At 51.4% G+C, this 16930-nt stretch carries 20 protein-coding genes; all 20 read left to right on the top strand.

The genetic code is table 11. The annotated features are described in order from the left end of the window. Window positions 1–1022, top strand: a 1022-nt coding sequence (locus tag ACFSUS_RS15395) for a T9SS type A sorting domain-containing protein (RefSeq protein ID WP_381524042.1), incomplete at its 5' end; no start/stop codon positions are given. A 390-nt stretch (window positions 1023–1412) separates the two neighbouring features. Then, window positions 1413–2123 carry a TerC family protein gene (locus ACFSUS_RS15390; protein WP_381524040.1) on the top strand — a complete coding sequence of 237 codons (711 nt, stop codon included), beginning with the start codon at window positions 1413–1415 and terminating at the stop codon, window positions 2121–2123. Window positions 2124–2229: 106 nt separating this feature from the next. Beyond that, a complete protein-coding gene (locus ACFSUS_RS15385; RefSeq protein WP_381524038.1) occupies window positions 2230–2925 on the top strand; it encodes a response regulator in 696 nt (231 codons plus the stop codon). Beyond that, window positions 2922–4283, top strand: a complete 1362-nt coding sequence (locus ACFSUS_RS15380) for a HAMP domain-containing sensor histidine kinase (RefSeq protein ID WP_381524036.1) — start codon at window positions 2922–2924, stop codon at window positions 4281–4283. Before ACFSUS_RS15385 ends, ACFSUS_RS15380 begins: the two co-directional genes overlap by 4 nt. A 241-nt stretch (window positions 4284–4524) precedes the next feature. Beyond that, on the top strand, window positions 4525–4917 hold the full coding sequence (locus ACFSUS_RS15375; RefSeq protein ID WP_381524034.1) for a hypothetical protein: 393 nt from the start codon (window positions 4525–4527) through the stop codon (window positions 4915–4917). Between the two features lie 166 nt (window positions 4918–5083). After that, window positions 5084–5449: a tellurite resistance TerB family protein gene (locus tag ACFSUS_RS15370; RefSeq protein WP_381524032.1), complete on the top strand. Its 366-nt coding sequence runs from the start codon at window positions 5084–5086 to the stop codon at window positions 5447–5449. 146 nt (window positions 5450–5595) lie between these two features. Beyond that, complete coding sequence (locus ACFSUS_RS15365; protein WP_381524030.1) at window positions 5596–6783, top strand: M28 family metallopeptidase; 1188 nt, start codon at window positions 5596–5598, stop codon at window positions 6781–6783. A gap of 46 nt (window positions 6784–6829) precedes the next feature. Then, window positions 6830–7390 carry a hypothetical protein gene (locus ACFSUS_RS15360; protein ID WP_381524029.1) on the top strand — a complete coding sequence of 187 codons (561 nt, stop codon included), beginning with the start codon at window positions 6830–6832 and terminating at the stop codon, window positions 7388–7390. A gap of 102 nt (window positions 7391–7492) precedes the next feature. Next, window positions 7493–8344 (top strand): AAA family ATPase, encoded by an 852-nt coding sequence (locus ACFSUS_RS15355; RefSeq protein ID WP_381524028.1) that lies wholly within the window; start codon window positions 7493–7495, stop codon window positions 8342–8344. A 134-nt stretch (window positions 8345–8478) separates the two neighbouring features. Next, window positions 8479–9687, top strand: a complete 1209-nt coding sequence (locus tag ACFSUS_RS15350; RefSeq protein WP_381524027.1) for a vWA domain-containing protein — start codon at window positions 8479–8481, stop codon at window positions 9685–9687. Between the two features lie 32 nt (window positions 9688–9719). Further along, the gene (locus ACFSUS_RS15345; protein ID WP_381524025.1) at window positions 9720–10205 is read left to right on the top strand and encodes a pyrophosphohydrolase domain-containing protein; all 486 of its coding nucleotides are present in this window, start codon (window positions 9720–9722) and stop codon (window positions 10203–10205) included. A gap of 68 nt (window positions 10206–10273) precedes the next feature. Continuing rightward, entirely contained in the window at window positions 10274–11521 is a 1248-nt protein-coding gene (gene pepT / locus ACFSUS_RS15340; RefSeq protein WP_381524023.1) for a peptidase T, read from the top strand. A gap of 16 nt (window positions 11522–11537) precedes the next feature. Continuing rightward, window positions 11538–12011, top strand: a complete 474-nt coding sequence (locus ACFSUS_RS15335) for a DinB family protein (protein ID WP_381524021.1) — start codon at window positions 11538–11540, stop codon at window positions 12009–12011. 30 nt (window positions 12012–12041) lie between these two features. After that, a complete protein-coding gene (locus tag ACFSUS_RS15330) occupies window positions 12042–12461 on the top strand; it encodes a hypothetical protein (protein ID WP_381524019.1) in 420 nt (139 codons plus the stop codon). 84 nt (window positions 12462–12545) lie between these two features. After that, window positions 12546–13514 (top strand): MBL fold metallo-hydrolase, encoded by a 969-nt coding sequence (locus tag ACFSUS_RS15325; protein ID WP_381524017.1) that lies wholly within the window; start codon window positions 12546–12548, stop codon window positions 13512–13514. 161 nt (window positions 13515–13675) lie between these two features. Next, window positions 13676–13897 (top strand): DUF2281 domain-containing protein, encoded by a 222-nt coding sequence (locus tag ACFSUS_RS15320; RefSeq protein WP_381524015.1) that lies wholly within the window; start codon window positions 13676–13678, stop codon window positions 13895–13897. 127 nt (window positions 13898–14024) lie between these two features. Beyond that, the gene (locus tag ACFSUS_RS15315) at window positions 14025–14192 is read left to right on the top strand and encodes a PIN domain-containing protein (protein WP_381524012.1); all 168 of its coding nucleotides are present in this window, start codon (window positions 14025–14027) and stop codon (window positions 14190–14192) included. Between the two features lie 90 nt (window positions 14193–14282). After that, complete coding sequence (locus ACFSUS_RS15310; RefSeq protein WP_381524011.1) at window positions 14283–14921, top strand: ribonuclease H1 domain-containing protein; 639 nt, start codon at window positions 14283–14285, stop codon at window positions 14919–14921. A gap of 123 nt (window positions 14922–15044) precedes the next feature. Then, the gene (locus tag ACFSUS_RS15305; RefSeq protein ID WP_381524009.1) at window positions 15045–15764 is read left to right on the top strand and encodes a tRNA1(Val) (adenine(37)-N6)-methyltransferase; all 720 of its coding nucleotides are present in this window, start codon (window positions 15045–15047) and stop codon (window positions 15762–15764) included. Window positions 15765–15869: 105 nt separating this feature from the next. Beyond that, window positions 15870–16862, top strand: a complete 993-nt coding sequence (locus ACFSUS_RS15300; RefSeq protein ID WP_381524007.1) for a glycosyltransferase family 2 protein — start codon at window positions 15870–15872, stop codon at window positions 16860–16862. The last annotated feature ends 68 nt before the right edge of the window (window positions 16863–16930 follow it).

Below are 16930 nucleotides of genomic sequence, written 5' to 3'. Positions count from 1 at the left end.
AATTGAGCTTGTCGGCTCAGGCGTTGCCAGCGGGTCTGCGGTTGGAAGGCCCTTCGCTGATGGGAGTACCCACCGGGCCGGGTAGCACAACGGTGGTGCTGGTGGCTACTGATCCACAGGGGCTGAGTGTGAGCACGAGCTTTGTGGTGAGAGTCGTGGCCGCTCCGGTGAGTAGCTTAGCCCTGGTTGTGCAGGCGAGCCCCACCCAGGTGACAGTCGGGGGCAGCACGACTTTGACGGCCCAGGCCAGTGGGGGCACGGCTCCCTACAACTTCAGCTTTTCGGGGCCGGGCTCGGTGAGTGTAGCGGGTAACGTAGCGGTGTTTTCGGGCCTGCCCCTGGGCGAGCAGTCCTTTACGGTGGTGGTATCGGACGCTAGTCAACCGACTCCTCAGCAGCTGAGCGTGGGGGTGAGCGTAACGGTGGCCGAACCCAGCTCTCAAACCCAGCCCCAGACCGGGCCCTTCTCCATCACGGGGGTAGAGACGGTGCGCTGTGAGGTGGTGAGTGGCGGCCAGCGGCAGGTAACGTTCCAGCCCCAGTACGCAGGGATCACCGGAGCCTCTGTGAGCTTTTCGGTGGTCAACGAACTGGTGGCGACTGAGAAAGCCGGTCCTTACACCTTGAACCTGTACACTGACAACCCGACCATTACCCTAAAAGCGACTCAGCAAGGTACGGCTGGGGAAGCCACGTATCTGTATAAGTGGCTGGGGGCCTGTCCGACACAACCGAGTGCCCGGCTGGGCAGCGGAGGTGCCTTTGAGCCAGGTCTGCGGGTACGGGTGTTGGGTAACCCCACCGAAGGGGAGAGTGTAGACGTGATCATTGAAGGTGCCGGTGGCGAGTCGGTGCAGCTGCGGCTGGTCGATGAGCGAGGGCGCTGGGTTAGCGAGCAGCGGGTGTCGGCGGATGGGGTAGCCCAGCCGGTGCGGGTAGAGCTAGGTCGTCAGTCAGGGGTGTATGTGCTGGAAGTAGGCACCGCCCGTCAGCGCCAGACGGTGAAGATTCTCAAGCGATAGACGTTCAAACCCTAATTGGTAAGCATGTTAAGAAGCCGCACTTCGACGCTGAAGTGCGGCTTCTTAGTTGAATGACACGTACAGTTTGTATTTAATTATTTAGTCAAGAACATCTATTTAGCTAAGAACACCGGTTCGGTAGGTAAGAAATTGATCGCCAGTGTTGCCATCAAAAAAGACCTGGTTATGCCATATCAACCGACTGCTGATATGGTATAACCAGGTAAATAAGGCAAGGTAAGTAATTCTTTTTAGCAAGCTAGATCGGTTTAACTGAGTCCAATAGCACCCGTCGATTAGGTGCGTCCTAAACACCCATCACCTTACAGCGGTTGTAGAACCAGACGTGTTCATTAATTTACAAAGCCTCATCTAACGAAATCTGCCTTTATGGAATTCACTGATAACATTGTTCCCCTACTAACACTGATTGTCCTGGAAACCATTTTGGGTATTGACAATATCATCTTCATCTCCATTCTGGCTGATAAATTACCCCCTGAGCAGCGAGACCGATTACGGTACTGGGGCATTGGATTGTCGATGGTTATGCGGCTGGGTCTGCTGGCCTTAATTGCCTGGATTATGCAGCTTGACCAAACCTTGTTTGTGCTGGCTGGTATTGCTATCACGGGCAAAGGGCTAATCTTATTGGTAGGGGGGCTATTCCTGATCTACAAAAGCACCAAAGAGATCTACCATAAAGCCGAACTCGGCGACGATGCCAACGCACCCGATACGACCAAGGCTACGTTTCGCGATTTATTGATTCAGGTCCTTATTCTGGATCTGGTGTTTTCCATTGACTCCATCATTACGGCCGTGGGGATGGTCAATCAACTTTGGGTAATGTACACTGCCGTGGTCGTTACGGTGGTAATCATGCTGGTGGCGTCTAAACCGATTGCCTCGTTTATTAGTCGGCATCCTTCATTTAAGATTTTGGCACTGTGCTTTTTATTGATCATCGGCATGTCGTTGGTGGCTGAAGGGCTGCATGTGGAAATACCCAAAGGCTATATTTACTTTTCCATGGCCTTCGCGTTTTTGGTCGATGTTATTCAGATGAAAACCGTTCGCCCGAATCAACCCCACAACTGATGGATTCGGGCGGTCGCGATAGGTCATTAGGGCTTGGGCGTTATATTGCCAATCATTAGTTCAATTAGCTGAAATCAGTCTTGCTTTCTGAATAGCCCACCGCTGTATGACGTCTGGTCTGAATGCTCATTTGTTAGTGGTTGAAGATGAACCTAAAGTAGCTACGTTCATAAAAAAAGGGCTCCAAACTCAGGCCTACACGGTAGACGTGGCCCTGACAGGTGAAGAAGGAAAACGACTTTTCGACACTATGCCCTACCAGCTGGTCATACTGGACGTTAATCTGCCCGGTTTGAGCGGACTTGAATTGGCCGAGTATATCCGCAGCCAACGTAGCCGCTTACCGATTCTGATGCTAACGGCGCTGGATACGACCGCCGACAAATTACTGGGTTTCGAGGCTGGGGCCGACGATTACCTGGCCAAGCCCTTCGATTTTCTGGAACTTCTGGCCCGGGTCAAAGCCCTGCTTCGTCGGTCAACCCCGAACGAAGAAGAGAGCCAGGTTCTTCGCGTAGCCGACTTAGAGCTGGACCTTCACCAGCGGGTAGCCCGCCGGAGGGGAGAAACGATTGAGTTAACCGCCCGCGAGTTTGCTCTGCTGGAGTACCTGATGCGCAACGCCGGACGGGTCGTCTCGCGGGTTGATATTGCCGAGCAGGTCTGGGATATTGGATTTGACACAGGTACCAACGTAATTGATGTCTACATCAGTTACCTGCGGGCTAAAATTGACAAAGATTCGCCCGTCAAACTCATTCATACCCTGATTGGCATGGGCTACGTGCTAAAAGAAAAATGAGCCTACGTACGCGACTGACTCTTTTGTTCACGGCTATCGTCTCTGTGCTACTAGCCCTGTTTTGTGGGCTTCTCTACAAACTGGCGGAGCAATACCGGGAGCGTCAGTTTCAGGAGCGTTTGCAGGCCGAAGCGACAACGGCCGGGCACTTACTGCTGGGCCAGGAACGTATGGGCCCCAGCTTGTATAAGTTGCTGGACAGGAATCACCTGACGGTTCTTCCCGATGAGGAAATCATTATTTACAACGCGCAAAACCAGCTGGTATACGAAAGCGGAACCGATTACCTGAAGCTCACGTCTGAAACCCTTAACCGGATACGACAAGGTCGACGGGTGGCCTGGCAGGAAGCTAATCGCGAGATCGTAGGGATTTTGTTTACCGACTATCGGCAACCCTTTGTCATTGTTGCCTCCGCGATCGATACGTTCGGCGTACGCACCGTCGCCAATTTAGGCCAACTTCTCGGCATTGGCTGGTGCGTCATGATTGGGTTGCTGCTGCTCGCCGGCCGATTTTTTGCCGGTCGTACGCTCCAGCCGATCAATCAGATCAATCGACAGATCGATGCCATCACGGCCTCAAACCTTTCGTTACGTTTGCCCGAAGGTTCGCATACCGATGAACTGACCCAGCTAGCGCAGCGATTCAACCGCATGTTGACTCGGTTAGAGGAGGCTTTTCGGGTGCAGCGGTCGTTTGTGTCGAGTGCTTCGCATGAGCTGCGAACGCCCTTAACGGCCATTACGGGCCAGTTGGAAGTCTCCCTTCTCGCTGACGATGAGCCGGACGAGTTACGGGCTACCCTCCGCTCGGTGCTGGACGATGTGCGTGGATTGAACCGAATGGCGAATGGGCTGTTGGCGCTGGCCAGCGCCAGTATGGATGCTTCGGCGGTACCCATGGCCCCGGTGCAACTGGATACGCTGCTAACGCAGATTCAACAGGAGTTCCGGCGTATCCAACCAAATTACACCATTCACCTGCACATCGATTCATCCGCTACAAATCCGGCTGATTGGCAACTGACGGGCAGTGAAACCCTGTTGCGAACGGCTTTTTTTAATTTACTGGATAACGGCGGGAAATTCTCTCCAGATCATACCGTATCAGTTCATCTAACCACGCAGGGAGCAGCGGTGCAACTGACGGTTCACAACACTGGTTCGGTTATCGATGCTGACCAGCTAACCACCATTTTTAGCCCTTTTCAACGGGGAAGAAATGCCAGTGGTTATCCCGGCAATGGCATCGGTTTAGCACTCACCGAACGCATCATCCGATTGCACCAGGGCCAGATTCAAGTCGACTCATCGGCTGAAGCAGGCACGACATTTACGGTTACCTTACCCCGCTGACATTTCATTCGTTTCTGCTTGTTTGACGCAGGCCCGCCGATTGGGCAAGAGGGAGCGTGCGCATCAAACCTGCAGACCTATTCCCTGGCGTCTATAAGGACATACCTGCATTTCTAATCCCGTTCTAACCCGGCTCTAACACGAGCCTAACACCGGGGTATGACCTTTGTAATGTCAACCAGCAGATGAGGTTAATTGATCTCCTAGCAGCCTGGCTATGACGTAACTATCTCGACAAATCATGAAACGAATCATGTTAATTATCGCCCTCAGTGTTCTGTCATTCTTGACGGTTTCAGCCCAGGATGATCAGAAGATACGGAAAGATCATACCTATTCGACGCATAATTACAAGCACCCTAACAAAGCTGCCGCTGCTCGTCAGTGGGAAGATAAACGGGGCGTTGCGGTACGTACGCCAGGATTCAATACTGGCCCCCTGGCCAATTATAAACATCCCGTGCCGGGTGCCGTGCCTGCGGGTGGCGTAGTAGTGTCGCACACGCCGGAGACCGACGTAACCTGGCGGAATTATAAAATTCAGCGGGTAAGTCTGCCGAAATCAACCAGCAGTTCAGCCACTAAAGTAATTGTGCCAATGCCTGGCCAGCCCGTTCCCCAAACGGGCCAGTAAGCATTGGAGTCGTGCTTTTTACGACCAGCCACGAAAGAAACCTGTTTGCGTGTTCACGCTCCTGAAGCCCAATTAGTCGCAGACTGAAGGGCCCAGGAGCGTTGTTCCTTACCTGGTAGTCAAACCGTAAGTCATACTCTATCTGTCAACCTCTACTTTATACGCTATGCAACAGACTATGTATTCACCCGATGTAGCCATGGGACTCGGCAGCATTGTTTACGCGCTCTCGAAGTTGGATGGCCAATTTCAGCCGGAAGAAACAAAAGTAGCCCGCCAACTGCTGGCCGAAAGCCCGTACAGTGATCTGGCGATTGCCGCTGTATTCCTGCGCGATAACGTAGGCGAAACGGTTGAAGAAGCCTTCGCCTTTGGCCTGCGTCGGATGGCCGTCAAACGGCTCGAACTTAATAAGCAGACTAAGAAACGGTTTGTCAATATCCTGCTTCGAGTGGCCAGGGCACACGATGGCATTTCGCGGGAAGAACGTGAATTCATCCGTCGGTTCTGGCGGGAGCTACAGCAACTCTGAGCTGGTTTTAACTTGTTTGCACGGACAACCTCATAGTCTTGCCTGCACTGAGGTAAACTTTGCTTTTTTCGGGGTAGCCTAACAATAACGCAGTAAACGAGTAAAAGAATAATGCTGCTGCCTTGTTAAGCATTTATCGACTCCGCATGTTCTCACCCGACGTTTTCATTCGTCAGCTCACCCGCTTACCGCACCGAGGAGCCGCTACGGCCAATGAGCGCGAAGCGGCCCGATTAATAGAAACGTACTTGACAGAGGCCGGTGCGACCGTTCACAAAGAAGCCTTTCAAACCCCCAAAACGTATGTTACGGTGGTGTATTGGCTCATTGGTGGCTTACTGGTCGGCCTGGCGCTGGTTCCCGTTACGGGCGTGGCTATTGGGCTGGTCTGGTATTTTGTGCTGTTGGCCTGGCGGTATTTTAATTGGCGCTATTCATTTGCCATTAAGTTTCCGGTGCAGCATACGGCCTTTAATAGTATCGGACGCTGGCCCGTAACCCAAACAGACGAGACAACGCGTAAAGTCATTCTCATGGCGCATTACGACACGGCGCCGGTGTCATTTCTATACGGCACCAAACAGCAGGCTTCTTTCCGGAAGTCATTGATAGTGTCGCTGTGCCTGATGGCATTAGCGGGTCTGGTGGCCACCTGGGAAGCGTTTGGTGCTGGCTTGCCCTACGTTACGTACCTGCGTTACGGCCTGATGGTGTATTTTGTCGGGCAAGCGATTGTCGGTACGGCGGGGTATTGGCTAAAAGGCTATACCAACGGAGCGAGCGATAACGCGACGGGCGTTGCAGCAGCACTAGCGACGGCCGACCGGCTGAAAAACAAACCAAATCTAGAGGTAGAAGTAGTCCTGACCAGTGCTGAAGAAGTGGGTATGGTTGGGGCGTATTACTACGTTCAGACGCATAAACACGAGTGGAGTCGAGCGCACACAATGGCCATAAACTTCGATACACTCGGCACGGGCAAGCTAACCGTTGTGGAGAAAACCGGTACGCTCGAAACCATTACGTACGATAACGTGCCGACTCAACTGGCCCGCGCACTCGTTAAAACCAGCGAGTTTCGCCACCGGGTGCAGGTTGGCCGCTGGCATACGGCCGATTTTGATAGTGTCTGGTTTGTGCGCAACAACATTCCGGTGTTAGCCTTGTGTGCGCTGGATGCTGAAGGCCGGATGCCATATATCCACCAACCCGACGATACAGCTGAGCGAGTTGATAGCACGCCAACACACAATGCAATTGATTTTGCGGAAGTTGTTGTTAATCAGTGGGCCGGTTTGTCGGTTGTTAATAAATCGGACGAACGTAGCGCATAGGCTCAGTATTCGTTATCGATTATCTAATATCCATTACTTTTGTTCTATGGCAAACTACAAAAACGAAGGGTATGATCCCGAAGAAATAAACGCACTCAAAGACGAGTGCCGGCAGGAAGGTAAGTCGTTTATTTATGTTGAAGACGATGACCTGGACGTGCTGGAATCAGGCGAGTGCGTTCATATTCAGTTTCCGGGTCAGTATCAGGGACAGGAGGTCGTTTATGATACGCTGGTTTATACGCTACGCTTACACCACAGTAGCCTCGTGTACGAAATGGCCGTAGACCAGGTTCGTAAGACGTACCCCGAATACGTACCACCCGAAGACCGTACGCCCGGTTATAAGATCACACCCGAGATGGAAGAAGAGGCCGAAACGGCGCTGACTGAAATCATTGAAGAAATTGAAGAGACTGAAACCGTAAAAGTGCAGGAGCACGTTGAGCTGGACCTGGAATCTGACTACGGTATTGCGCTGGACGTATGCCTGAACGTTGAAGAAATTACCGACGAGGTGATTGAAAACTTCATCCGTACGTTTAAATCCAATGCTTTGTCGCTGGACAATACGTTGTATTCGTTCACGAGCGAAGCAGACGAGTAAAACGACAAGAATGGTCAGATGTAGTCAAGGATTGCCAATTGTTGTACGTACATGACGATTCCTGACTAGGTCTGACCATTCCTGACAACACCTCCCTACTTAATGACCACTTTTTCGGGCACCGATACCTACGTAGCAACCCGTGAGCTGAGCACGGCCGTTAATGCCGCTATTCAATTGCAAAAGCCTTTGCTCATCAAAGGAGAGCCGGGCACGGGTAAAACCTTGCTGGCGTACGAGATTGCCCAGGCCCTAAAAAAGCCCTTGTACACCTGGCATGTAAAATCGACGACGTCGGCGCAGCAGGGCTTGTATGAGTACGATGCCGTATCGCGCCTGCGCGATTCGCAATTAGGCGATGAGGGAGGTCGCCTGAGCGATCTGACCAACTACATCAAAAAAGGGAAACTCTGGGAAGCCTTCGAGTCGGACGAGCAGGCTGTATTGCTGATTGATGAAATCGATAAGGCCGATATTGAGTTTCCGAACGATCTCTTGCAGGAGCTCGACCGGATGGAGTTCTACTGCTACGAACTGCAACGAACCATCTCGGCCAGGCACCGACCGGTGGTCATCATCACCTCGAACAACGAAAAGGAACTTCCCGATGCGTTTTTGCGCCGGTGCTTTTTCCACTTCATCCGCTTTCCCGACCGCGACACCATGCAGCAGATTGTCACGGTCCATTTCCCAAATTTGTCGCAGGAGTTGATGGCCAAAGCGATGTCGGTCTTCTACAGCATCCGCGACATGAAAGCGCTGAAGAAGAAGCCCTCAACCAGCGAGTTAATCGACTGGATTCGGTTGCTGCTGGTAGCAGGTGTTACCCATGACGATCTGAACGACCTCGATGCTCTGAACGAATTGCCGCCTTACCTGGGCTCATTACTCAAAAACGAACAGGACACCGACCTGATGATTGCTCTGCGCAAGAAAGGGTCGCGACCGTATTGACAGGGATCAGTGAACAGCCATTAGCCAACAAGTTAAAAAGTGCTGATGAGTAGTTGGTTCACCACTCCTATAAAAGTCATTTTATTATGGGCCAGCTTCCTTATTCGTTAACTGCTCAATGCTAACTGGAAAAAATGTTTCTCGACTTCTTCTTACGCCTTCGTCAACATTCGCTGCCGGTAACCTTGCCGGAATACCTGACGCTACTGTCGGCGCTGCGAAGTGATGTGGGTAGTACGAGCGTCGAAGATTTTTATTACCTGAGCAAAACAACGCTGGTTAAGCACGAGCAGCACCTCGATTTGTTCGACCGGCTTTTTGGTGAATACGTCACCGGTAAACAGTCGGCACCGCCTGACACCTTACCCAACGTGCCCCCTGAGTGGCTACGGGATGCCCTCGACAAGCAACTTACCGATGAAGAACGGGAAGCAATCGAAGCGATGGGTGGTCTGGATACACTTTGGCAAAACCTCCGCGACTTGCTTGATGAACAGGACGGTCAACACCAGGGAGGGGATAAGTGGATTGGCACCGATGGCAGCTCACCATTTGGTGAAGATGGGGTAAACCCGGAAGGATTCGGAATGAAACCGTCCGAAGAAGGGCTTTCAAAGGGAAATCGAACGGCCCTTAAAATCTGGGAGCAGCGCGAATACAAAAACCTCGACGATAGTCTTGAACTGAACACGCGTAACCTAAAAATGGCCCTGCGTCGGTTACGTATCCTGACGCGAGAGGGTGTCGAAAACGAGCTGGACATTGACGGCACCATCGATAGCACGAGCCGAAACGCGGGCTATCTCGACATCAAGATGCAGCCGTCTCGACAGAATCGGGTTAAAGTCCTGATGTTGTTCGACGTGGGCGGTTCCATGGATGAGTACATTGAGTTGTGTTCGCACTTATTCTCGGCGGCTCGTTATCAGTTCAAGCACCTGGAGTTTTTCTATTTTCACAACTGCGTTTACGAAACCCTCTGGCGCGACAATTCGCGGAGGAAGGAACGTATCCCCACCTGGGAGGTGCTACACAAATACAACAAAGATTATAAAGTGATTTTTGTGGGTGATGCCGCTATGGCCCCCTACGAAATCACGATGCCTAAGGGGAGTGTGGAGCATTACAACCTGGAGGCTGGCATCGTCTGGCTCGACCGATTCAAAGCGCAGTACCCGCATCTGGTGTGGCTCAATCCGAACATCGCGGGCTACTGGAAATACACCCAAAGCACGAACCTGATTCGCGACTGGTCTGGCAATCGAATGTTTCCGCTAACGTTGAACGGCCTTGAGCAAGCCATGAAAAGTTTAAAGAACCCGAAGATTACATTTACCGATTGACTTATGGACCACAGGCTGGCGCCTGTTTCACTATGCAACAACCTGATTCACTTAACCAGGTGGCTGAATTCCACCGTACGTTCCACGCCCCCGTTCTTGAAACCCCTCAGATTCCACCGGCTGCCCGCGCCCAACTGCGGATATCGCTGCTGGCCGAAGAACTTGACGAATTCCGAGAAGCCATTGCCAATGGCGATATCGTAGCTGTAGCGGACGCTCTCTGCGATTTACAGTACGTGCTGTCTGGTGCGGTGCTGGAGTTTGGCCTGGGTGACAAATTCAAAGCGTTGTTTGACGAGGTGCAGCGCTCGAACATGAGCAAAGCCTGCCTGACCGTCGAGGAAGCCGAAGCGACCGTAGCGCAGTACACGGCTAAAGGAGTCGCGTGTCATTACGTCGAGTCGGATGGCAAGTTTCTGGTGTATCGCGATGCCGATCATAAGACCTTAAAAAGCATAAATTATTCCCCCGCTGATCTGGAACAAATCATTTTTAACCGCAAAGACGCAACGGTTTAACGCGAAGTTCGCTAAGCTCTTTGCACCCTTTGCGAAATCTTTGCGTCTTTGCGATTAAAAAACATGATATGAATCACTACCAATTTACCGCCGTAGATCGTTTCCTGGGCTATGTGCAGATCGATACGCAATCGGACCCACAGTCGACGGCTAACCCGAGCACCGAAAAACAGAAAGACCTGAGCCGGGTGCTTGTGCAGGAATTGCACGAGATGGGCATTACCGATGCTGAACTCGATGAATGGGGCTACGTGTACGCGACGATTCCGGCCAATACGGACAAAGCCAATGTACCAACCATCTGCTTTTGCTCGCACGTCGATACCTCGCCCGACGTAACGGGGGCGGGGGTGAAGCCCATCATTCACGAACGTTGGGATGGCTCAGACATCGCTCTGCCCGATGATCCGACGCAGATCATCCGCGTCGCCGACCACCCCGACCTCCAGCATCAAATCGGCAACGACATCATCACTGCCAGCGGGACAACGTTACTAGGAGCTGATAATAAAGCGGGGGTCGCCGAAATCATGGATGCCGCTCATTATCTGATCACACACCCCGACGTAAAGCACGGCACAATCCGGCTGTTGTTTACGCCGGACGAAGAAGTGGGTCGTGGAACCGAGAAAGTGGATATTCAGAAACTGGGGGCTGTTTACGGCTACACAATTGATGGCGAAGCGCTGGGTACGCTGGAAGACGAAACGTTCTCGGCCGATGCCGTGAAAATTACTATCCAGGGCGTCAGCACGCATCCCGGCTTTGCCAAAGGCAAACTCGAAAACGCGCTCAAAATTGCCGCTGACCTGTTGGCGGTGCTTCCTAAAGACACGCTCTCGCCCGAAACAACGGAGGCCAAAGAAGGCTTCGTGCACCCCACGCGCTTTGAAGGAAATCAAGACCAGGCCGTTCTTGAGTTCATCATTCGTGATTTTACCGAAGCTGGATTACACGAGAAAGAAGCGTATCTGCAAGATCAGCTAAACAACGTACTGGCGCATTACCCCGGCTCGTCGGCGGAGTTCGTAGTAAAAGAGCAGTACCGGAATATGAAAGAAGTGCTGGATCAGCACCCGGCGGTAGTTGACAATGCCTTAGAAGCTATCCGACGAGCGGGCTTAACGGCCGAACGACGTAGCATTCGGGGCGGTACCGATGGGTCAAGGTTGTCATTCATGGGCCTGCCGTGTCCAAATATCTTTGCGGGCGAACATGCGTTTCACTCCCGGCTTGAATGGGTATCTGTGCAGGACATGCAACGCGCCGTTGAGGTGATTGTCAACGTAGCGCAGGTGTGGGAGGAAAGAGCATAAGATTAGAACAACCGTTATGCCGATCAGTACATCATTCGAGACGCTATTTGCGCGTGATCTAAGTCGTTTATCGCAGCAGATTGACGCTTATGAAGACGAGTCTACTCTTTGGGAAATAGCCCCTGGGATACATAATTCGGCAGGTAACTTATGCCTGCATCTGATCGGGAATCTCAACACCTACATCGGTGCTAACCTGGGTAATATACCTTACGTGCGTGATCGGCCAATGGAATTCTCTGCCCGATATGTTTCTAAAGCAAGTTTGTTGAGTGATCTGGAAGAAACGAAGAACAGAGTAAGGGCCACATTACAGAATTTAACCGACGGGCAACTGGGCGATCTGTTTCCCGACGAGGTATTAGGCTACCCAATGACCATTCATTATTTTCTGGTGCACCTGGCTGGCCATCTGAACTATCACTTGGGACAGATCGATTACCATCGGCGTTTATTGACGCAAGGACATACAATATCCTATAAAAGCTAAAGGATGCGTGATGGCAAAATGGTAGTATCTATGGCTATTGCCCGCGTTGCTGTTGACTTCGGCCTTGTTGTCTTGATTTGGTTTGTTCAGCTTATCATCTACCCAAGCTTTCGGTATTACAACCCGGCTGACCTGGCTATCTGGCATCCAAAGTACACCAACTTGATCACGCTGATTGTAGGGCCGTTGATGCTGGCACAGATTCTCTTAGTCGGTTGGGAGCTGACTCATCGTTTCTCCTGGCTAACATTAGGAGCAGCCGTAGTAATCGCTGGGATGTGGGCATCAACGGCGTTTCAGGCGGTGCCCATTCATAATGCCATTGCTGCTGGTGACACATCGAGCGAAACCCTGGATCGGTTGGTGCGGGTTAACTGGGTCAGGACGGTAGGATGGACTGTTATCTTGATTCTGAGCGTAGTGGACAACATAGGGCGGAAACAAAGTTAGCCCCTGTCTGGAACGCCACTTATCTTAGATTGCTAAACAATCTAGTAAACAAGTAGGTTGATTGGCTAACTAAACTTAACGTATATGGAAAGCCAACTCGAAACCGATGCAGAGGTTGATAGCAGTCCAACATCTCCCTACGACGTAACCCGCGACGTCCACGGGATCAAGACGTTGTTCGTTAACGTGTTTTTCATAGGCGAGCCGGGGCCGGGTAATCCGTGGGTGCTGGTCGATGCGGGATTACCCGGCTACACCGGCCAGATCAAGAAGAAGGCGGAGCAGTTGTTTGGCCCCAACGCGAAGCCCGATGCTATTGTGCTCACCCACGGCCACTTTGACCATACAGGCTCCCTAAAGTCGTTGTTAAAGGAGTGGGATGTACCGGTTTACGCACACCGGCTCGAACTACCCTATCTGACCGGTAAGTCGAGTTACCCACCACCCGATCCGGCCATTGGGGGCGGTGTGATGTCCTATACATCGTTTATCTTCCCCATCGGACCTGACAATTACGGAGATCGAATCAAAGCGGTTGATGAAGGTGGTACCATTCCGGAGCTGCCGGGCTGGCGGGTGATCCATACGCCGGGACATGCGCCGGGGCATATTTCACTCTTCCGCGACCAGGACCGAACGCTAATTGCTGGAGATGCCTTTGTCACCACGAATCAGAACGAAGCGTCGGCGGTGGCAACCCAGCGCCAGGAGTTCCATGGCCCACCCGCTTACTTCACCTGCGACTGGGAAGCGGCCCGGCAGTCGGTCCAGAAGCTGGCGATGCTGAGTCCGCGCGCGGCCGGAACGGGTCATGGGGTATCGGTGAAAGGCCTTGAGCTTGAACTAGGCTTAAGTCGCTTGGTTCATGCGTTCGACGAGTTATCTATTCCCTCGGAAGGACGCTACGTGAAGCAACCCGCTGTGACCGACGAGAACGGCATTGTAGACATGCCTTCTCCGACTTCTTACCACGTAGCCCGGGCCATTGGCTTGGGACTAGTGGCCGGTTTGTTGCTCTACACGTTCTGGCCAGGTGGCAATGATGATGACTAGAGTAGTTGCTAAGTAGAGAAACGGGGTTCAGCCAATGCAGCTGAATCCCGTTTTGCTTTAACCGCTCAGTACATGTTATTTTGTAAGTCGGTTAGCAAGATTACGCTCGTTATAACCGAACCAGCTTTTGTTAAAGCCGAAAAATGGTAAATAAGGCTTAAATGGAATCAGCAATCTTAGATAAATATCACGCCTTACCAGATGACCTGCGTAGAGAGGTGGTTGACTTTATTGAATTTTTGGAAATCAAGCACCAAAAAGCGTTAGTCGAGTCAACTTCTCTAGCTCATAGACGAGCTTCCCTATTTGGTAACGCAAAAGGGCTGATCACGATCATGCCAGGATTTGAAGATACGCCAGAAGGTTTTGCCGAGTATTGTTAATGGCTTATATTATTGATACACAAGTCTTCATCTGGCATGCCACTGGCGACGGTAAATTAAGTCAGCGCGCAAGACACATCATCGAATCTGACGAAATTTGTTGGTTTAGTATAGCCAGTGTTGGGAAATGGCTATCAAAAACAATCTGGGAAGTTTACGTTTTGCTAAACCGTTCGATGACTTAATTAGTGAACAGCTCAATTTGTACGGCTTTCAATTGTATTCCATTGAGCTACGGCATACGTTCCTGATTAGCCGCCTAGAACAACATCATAAAGATCCTTTCGACGGTTGATTATTGCACAATCTAAAGTAGGCAAGATACCCGTGGTGAGTGCCGACAGTGCTTTTGATTTATACTCTGTGAACCGGATTTGGTAGCATAATGGCTCAAAAGAAACCAAAATTTTACGTTGTCTGGCAAGGCCGTAAGCCTGGCGTGTATGACAGTTGGGACGCTGCTAAAGCCCAGACGGATGGGTTTGCCAAGCCACTGTTTAAATCCTTCGATACGAAAGCGGCTGCGCTGAAAGCGTTCAAAGACAAGCCGCATGTTCATATTGGTCAGGATAAAAAAGGAGAGTCGGGGAGTCAGAAGATACCCGGTTTAGTCGGTAAGCCAATCGAAGATAGTTTAGTGGTTGATGCCGCCTGGAACACCGCGACCGGCGACATGGAATACCAGGGGATTTACCTCGCTACAAAGCAAAAGCTCTTTTTGAAAGGACCGTATCCCGATGGAACCAATAATATCGGTGAGTTTCTGGCCATTGTGCATGCCCTTGCGTTGCTCCATCAGAAAGGCAGTAACATCCCCGTCTATTCAGATTCCAGAACGGCTATCGGCTGGGTCAAGAAGAAAAAAGCAAATACGAAACTGGAAGAAACGGCGCGTAATAGTGAGCTCTTTGATTTGATTGATCGGGCGGAAACCTGGCTGCAAACGCACAAATATGCCAACCCCGTACTCAAATGGGAAACAACCGTTTGGGGAGAAAATCCCGCCGATTTTGGCAGGAAATAGTCTGAACCACACAGGCGCCCCTGCGGGATTTTAGCAAGATTGAAAGGAGTAACGGGATTTTGCTAGCCTCTGCAAGAAGAGTAAAATCTTGCCAACCCTTAAAATCCTCTCCCGATTCAGACAATGTTTCGCTTCAAGCAATTCACCATCCAGCAAGACCAAACCGCCATGAAGGTATGCACCGACGCCTGTGTGCTGGGGGCGTATGCCAACGTGAGCGGGAAACGGCTTCTGGACATTGGTACCGGCACGAGCTTACTGGCACTGATGGCAGCCCAACGAAACCCGAGTTTACACGTCGACGCCGTTGAAGTGGATGAGTCGGCGTTTCAACAGGCCAGCGCAAACGTAGCGAAGAGCCCGTTTGCGGATCGGGTAACTATTTTCCATAGCCGAATTCAGGACTTTACCCTCACCCCCGAAGGGAGAGAGAACGGGAGTAGGGGCTACGACCGCATTTTGACAAATCCGCCGTTTTATACCAATCACCTCCGCTCGCCTGATGCCGCCGTGAACCGCGCCTTGCACACGGATGAACTGCCTTTCTCCGAATTAATTGAATCGGTGGTTCGTCTGCTGCAACCGGATGGGCAGTGGTGGGTACTTTTACCGCCCTACGAAGCGGGTAAGCTTGCTAGTATGGCCGAATTCCAGGGCCTAAAGATATTTCAGCGATTGCAGCTACGTCACCACGCCAATAAGCCCATATTTAGGGTCATTACAGGGTTTTCAATGGTCGCCACAGGTGTGACTAACGACGTACTGGATATTTACGAGCCTGATGGGCGAACTTACACATCAGCCTTTCGGGCGCTACTGCGTGATTTTTACTTACTATTTTAAATCTCTTTCCGACCTTTACGCGTGAATTGATGCGCTACGATTTACGTTTATAGGGTAAATCAGCACATCGACCCGTTAGCTAGCGGGCCGTCCCGTAATCAGTACATGACCCAATCGCTTCAATTAACCGTTCTCATTCCGCTTTACAACGAAGAAGAATCGCTGCCCGAACTGCACGACTGGATCGTTCGGGTTGTGACGGAACACCGGTTTACGTATGAAATTTTGTTTGTTGACGATGGCAGCACCGACGACTCCTGGTCTGTTGTCGAACGTTTAGCCAGCGACAATCCGAACGTTAGAGGTATCCGCTTCAACCGCAACTACGGCAAAACGGCGGCTCTGCAAACTGGCTTTCAGGCCGTGCGTGGGCAAGTCGTCATTACAATGGACGCCGATCTGCAGGACAGTCCCGACGAAATTCCCGAACTCTATCGGATGATTGTTGAGGATAAGTATGACCTGGTGTCGGGTTGGAAGCAAAAACGCTACGACCCGATCACCAAAACGTTGCCTACTAAGCTGTTCAACGCCGTTTCGCGCTGGATCTCGGGCGTACCGCTGCATGATTTCAATTGTGGCCTCAAAGCGTATAAGCAAAAAGTAGTAAAAACGATTGCGCCAACTCTCTACGGCGACATGCACCGGAACTTGCCCATTGTAGCAAACTGGAACGGATTCGGCCGCATTGGCGAAAAGGTAGTGCAGCACCGCGCCCGTAAATACGGCACCACCAAGTTTGGGCTGGAGCGGTTTGTGAATGGTTTCCTCGATGTGCTCGTTATAGCCTTCGTGCACCGGTTTAGCAAACGCCCCATGCACTTCTTTGGTACGTTAGGAACCCTATCGTTCTTCATCGGCACGGTGCTGGCCGCGTGGCTCATTGTTGAGAAGCTAATCCACATTTCTCAGGGCGTCAAATTTCGAAATGCTACCGATAATCCCCTCTTTTACTTTGGATTAGTGGCCATCATTCTCGGTGTACAAATGTTTTTAGCTGGCTTTCTTGGGGAGATGCTCGTGCGGCAGTCGCTGAACCGGACCGGCGACCATCTCATTGCTGAGCGGGTTGGCTTTACCGGAGCAGTGCCCGTTTAAGCGAAAAAAAATAGTATTTCTTTTCTTATTGTATTTTTGTAAATATTCAAGGCGTTCCGCTTGTTTTC

It is taken from the genome of Spirosoma soli (genome assembly GCF_042684525.1).
GTDB classification, from domain to species: Bacteria; Bacteroidota; Bacteroidia; order Cytophagales; family Spirosomataceae; genus Spirosoma; species Spirosoma soli.
The sequence above is the reverse complement of the archived record's forward strand: the minus strand, read 5'-3'. Positions and strand labels throughout refer to the sequence as shown.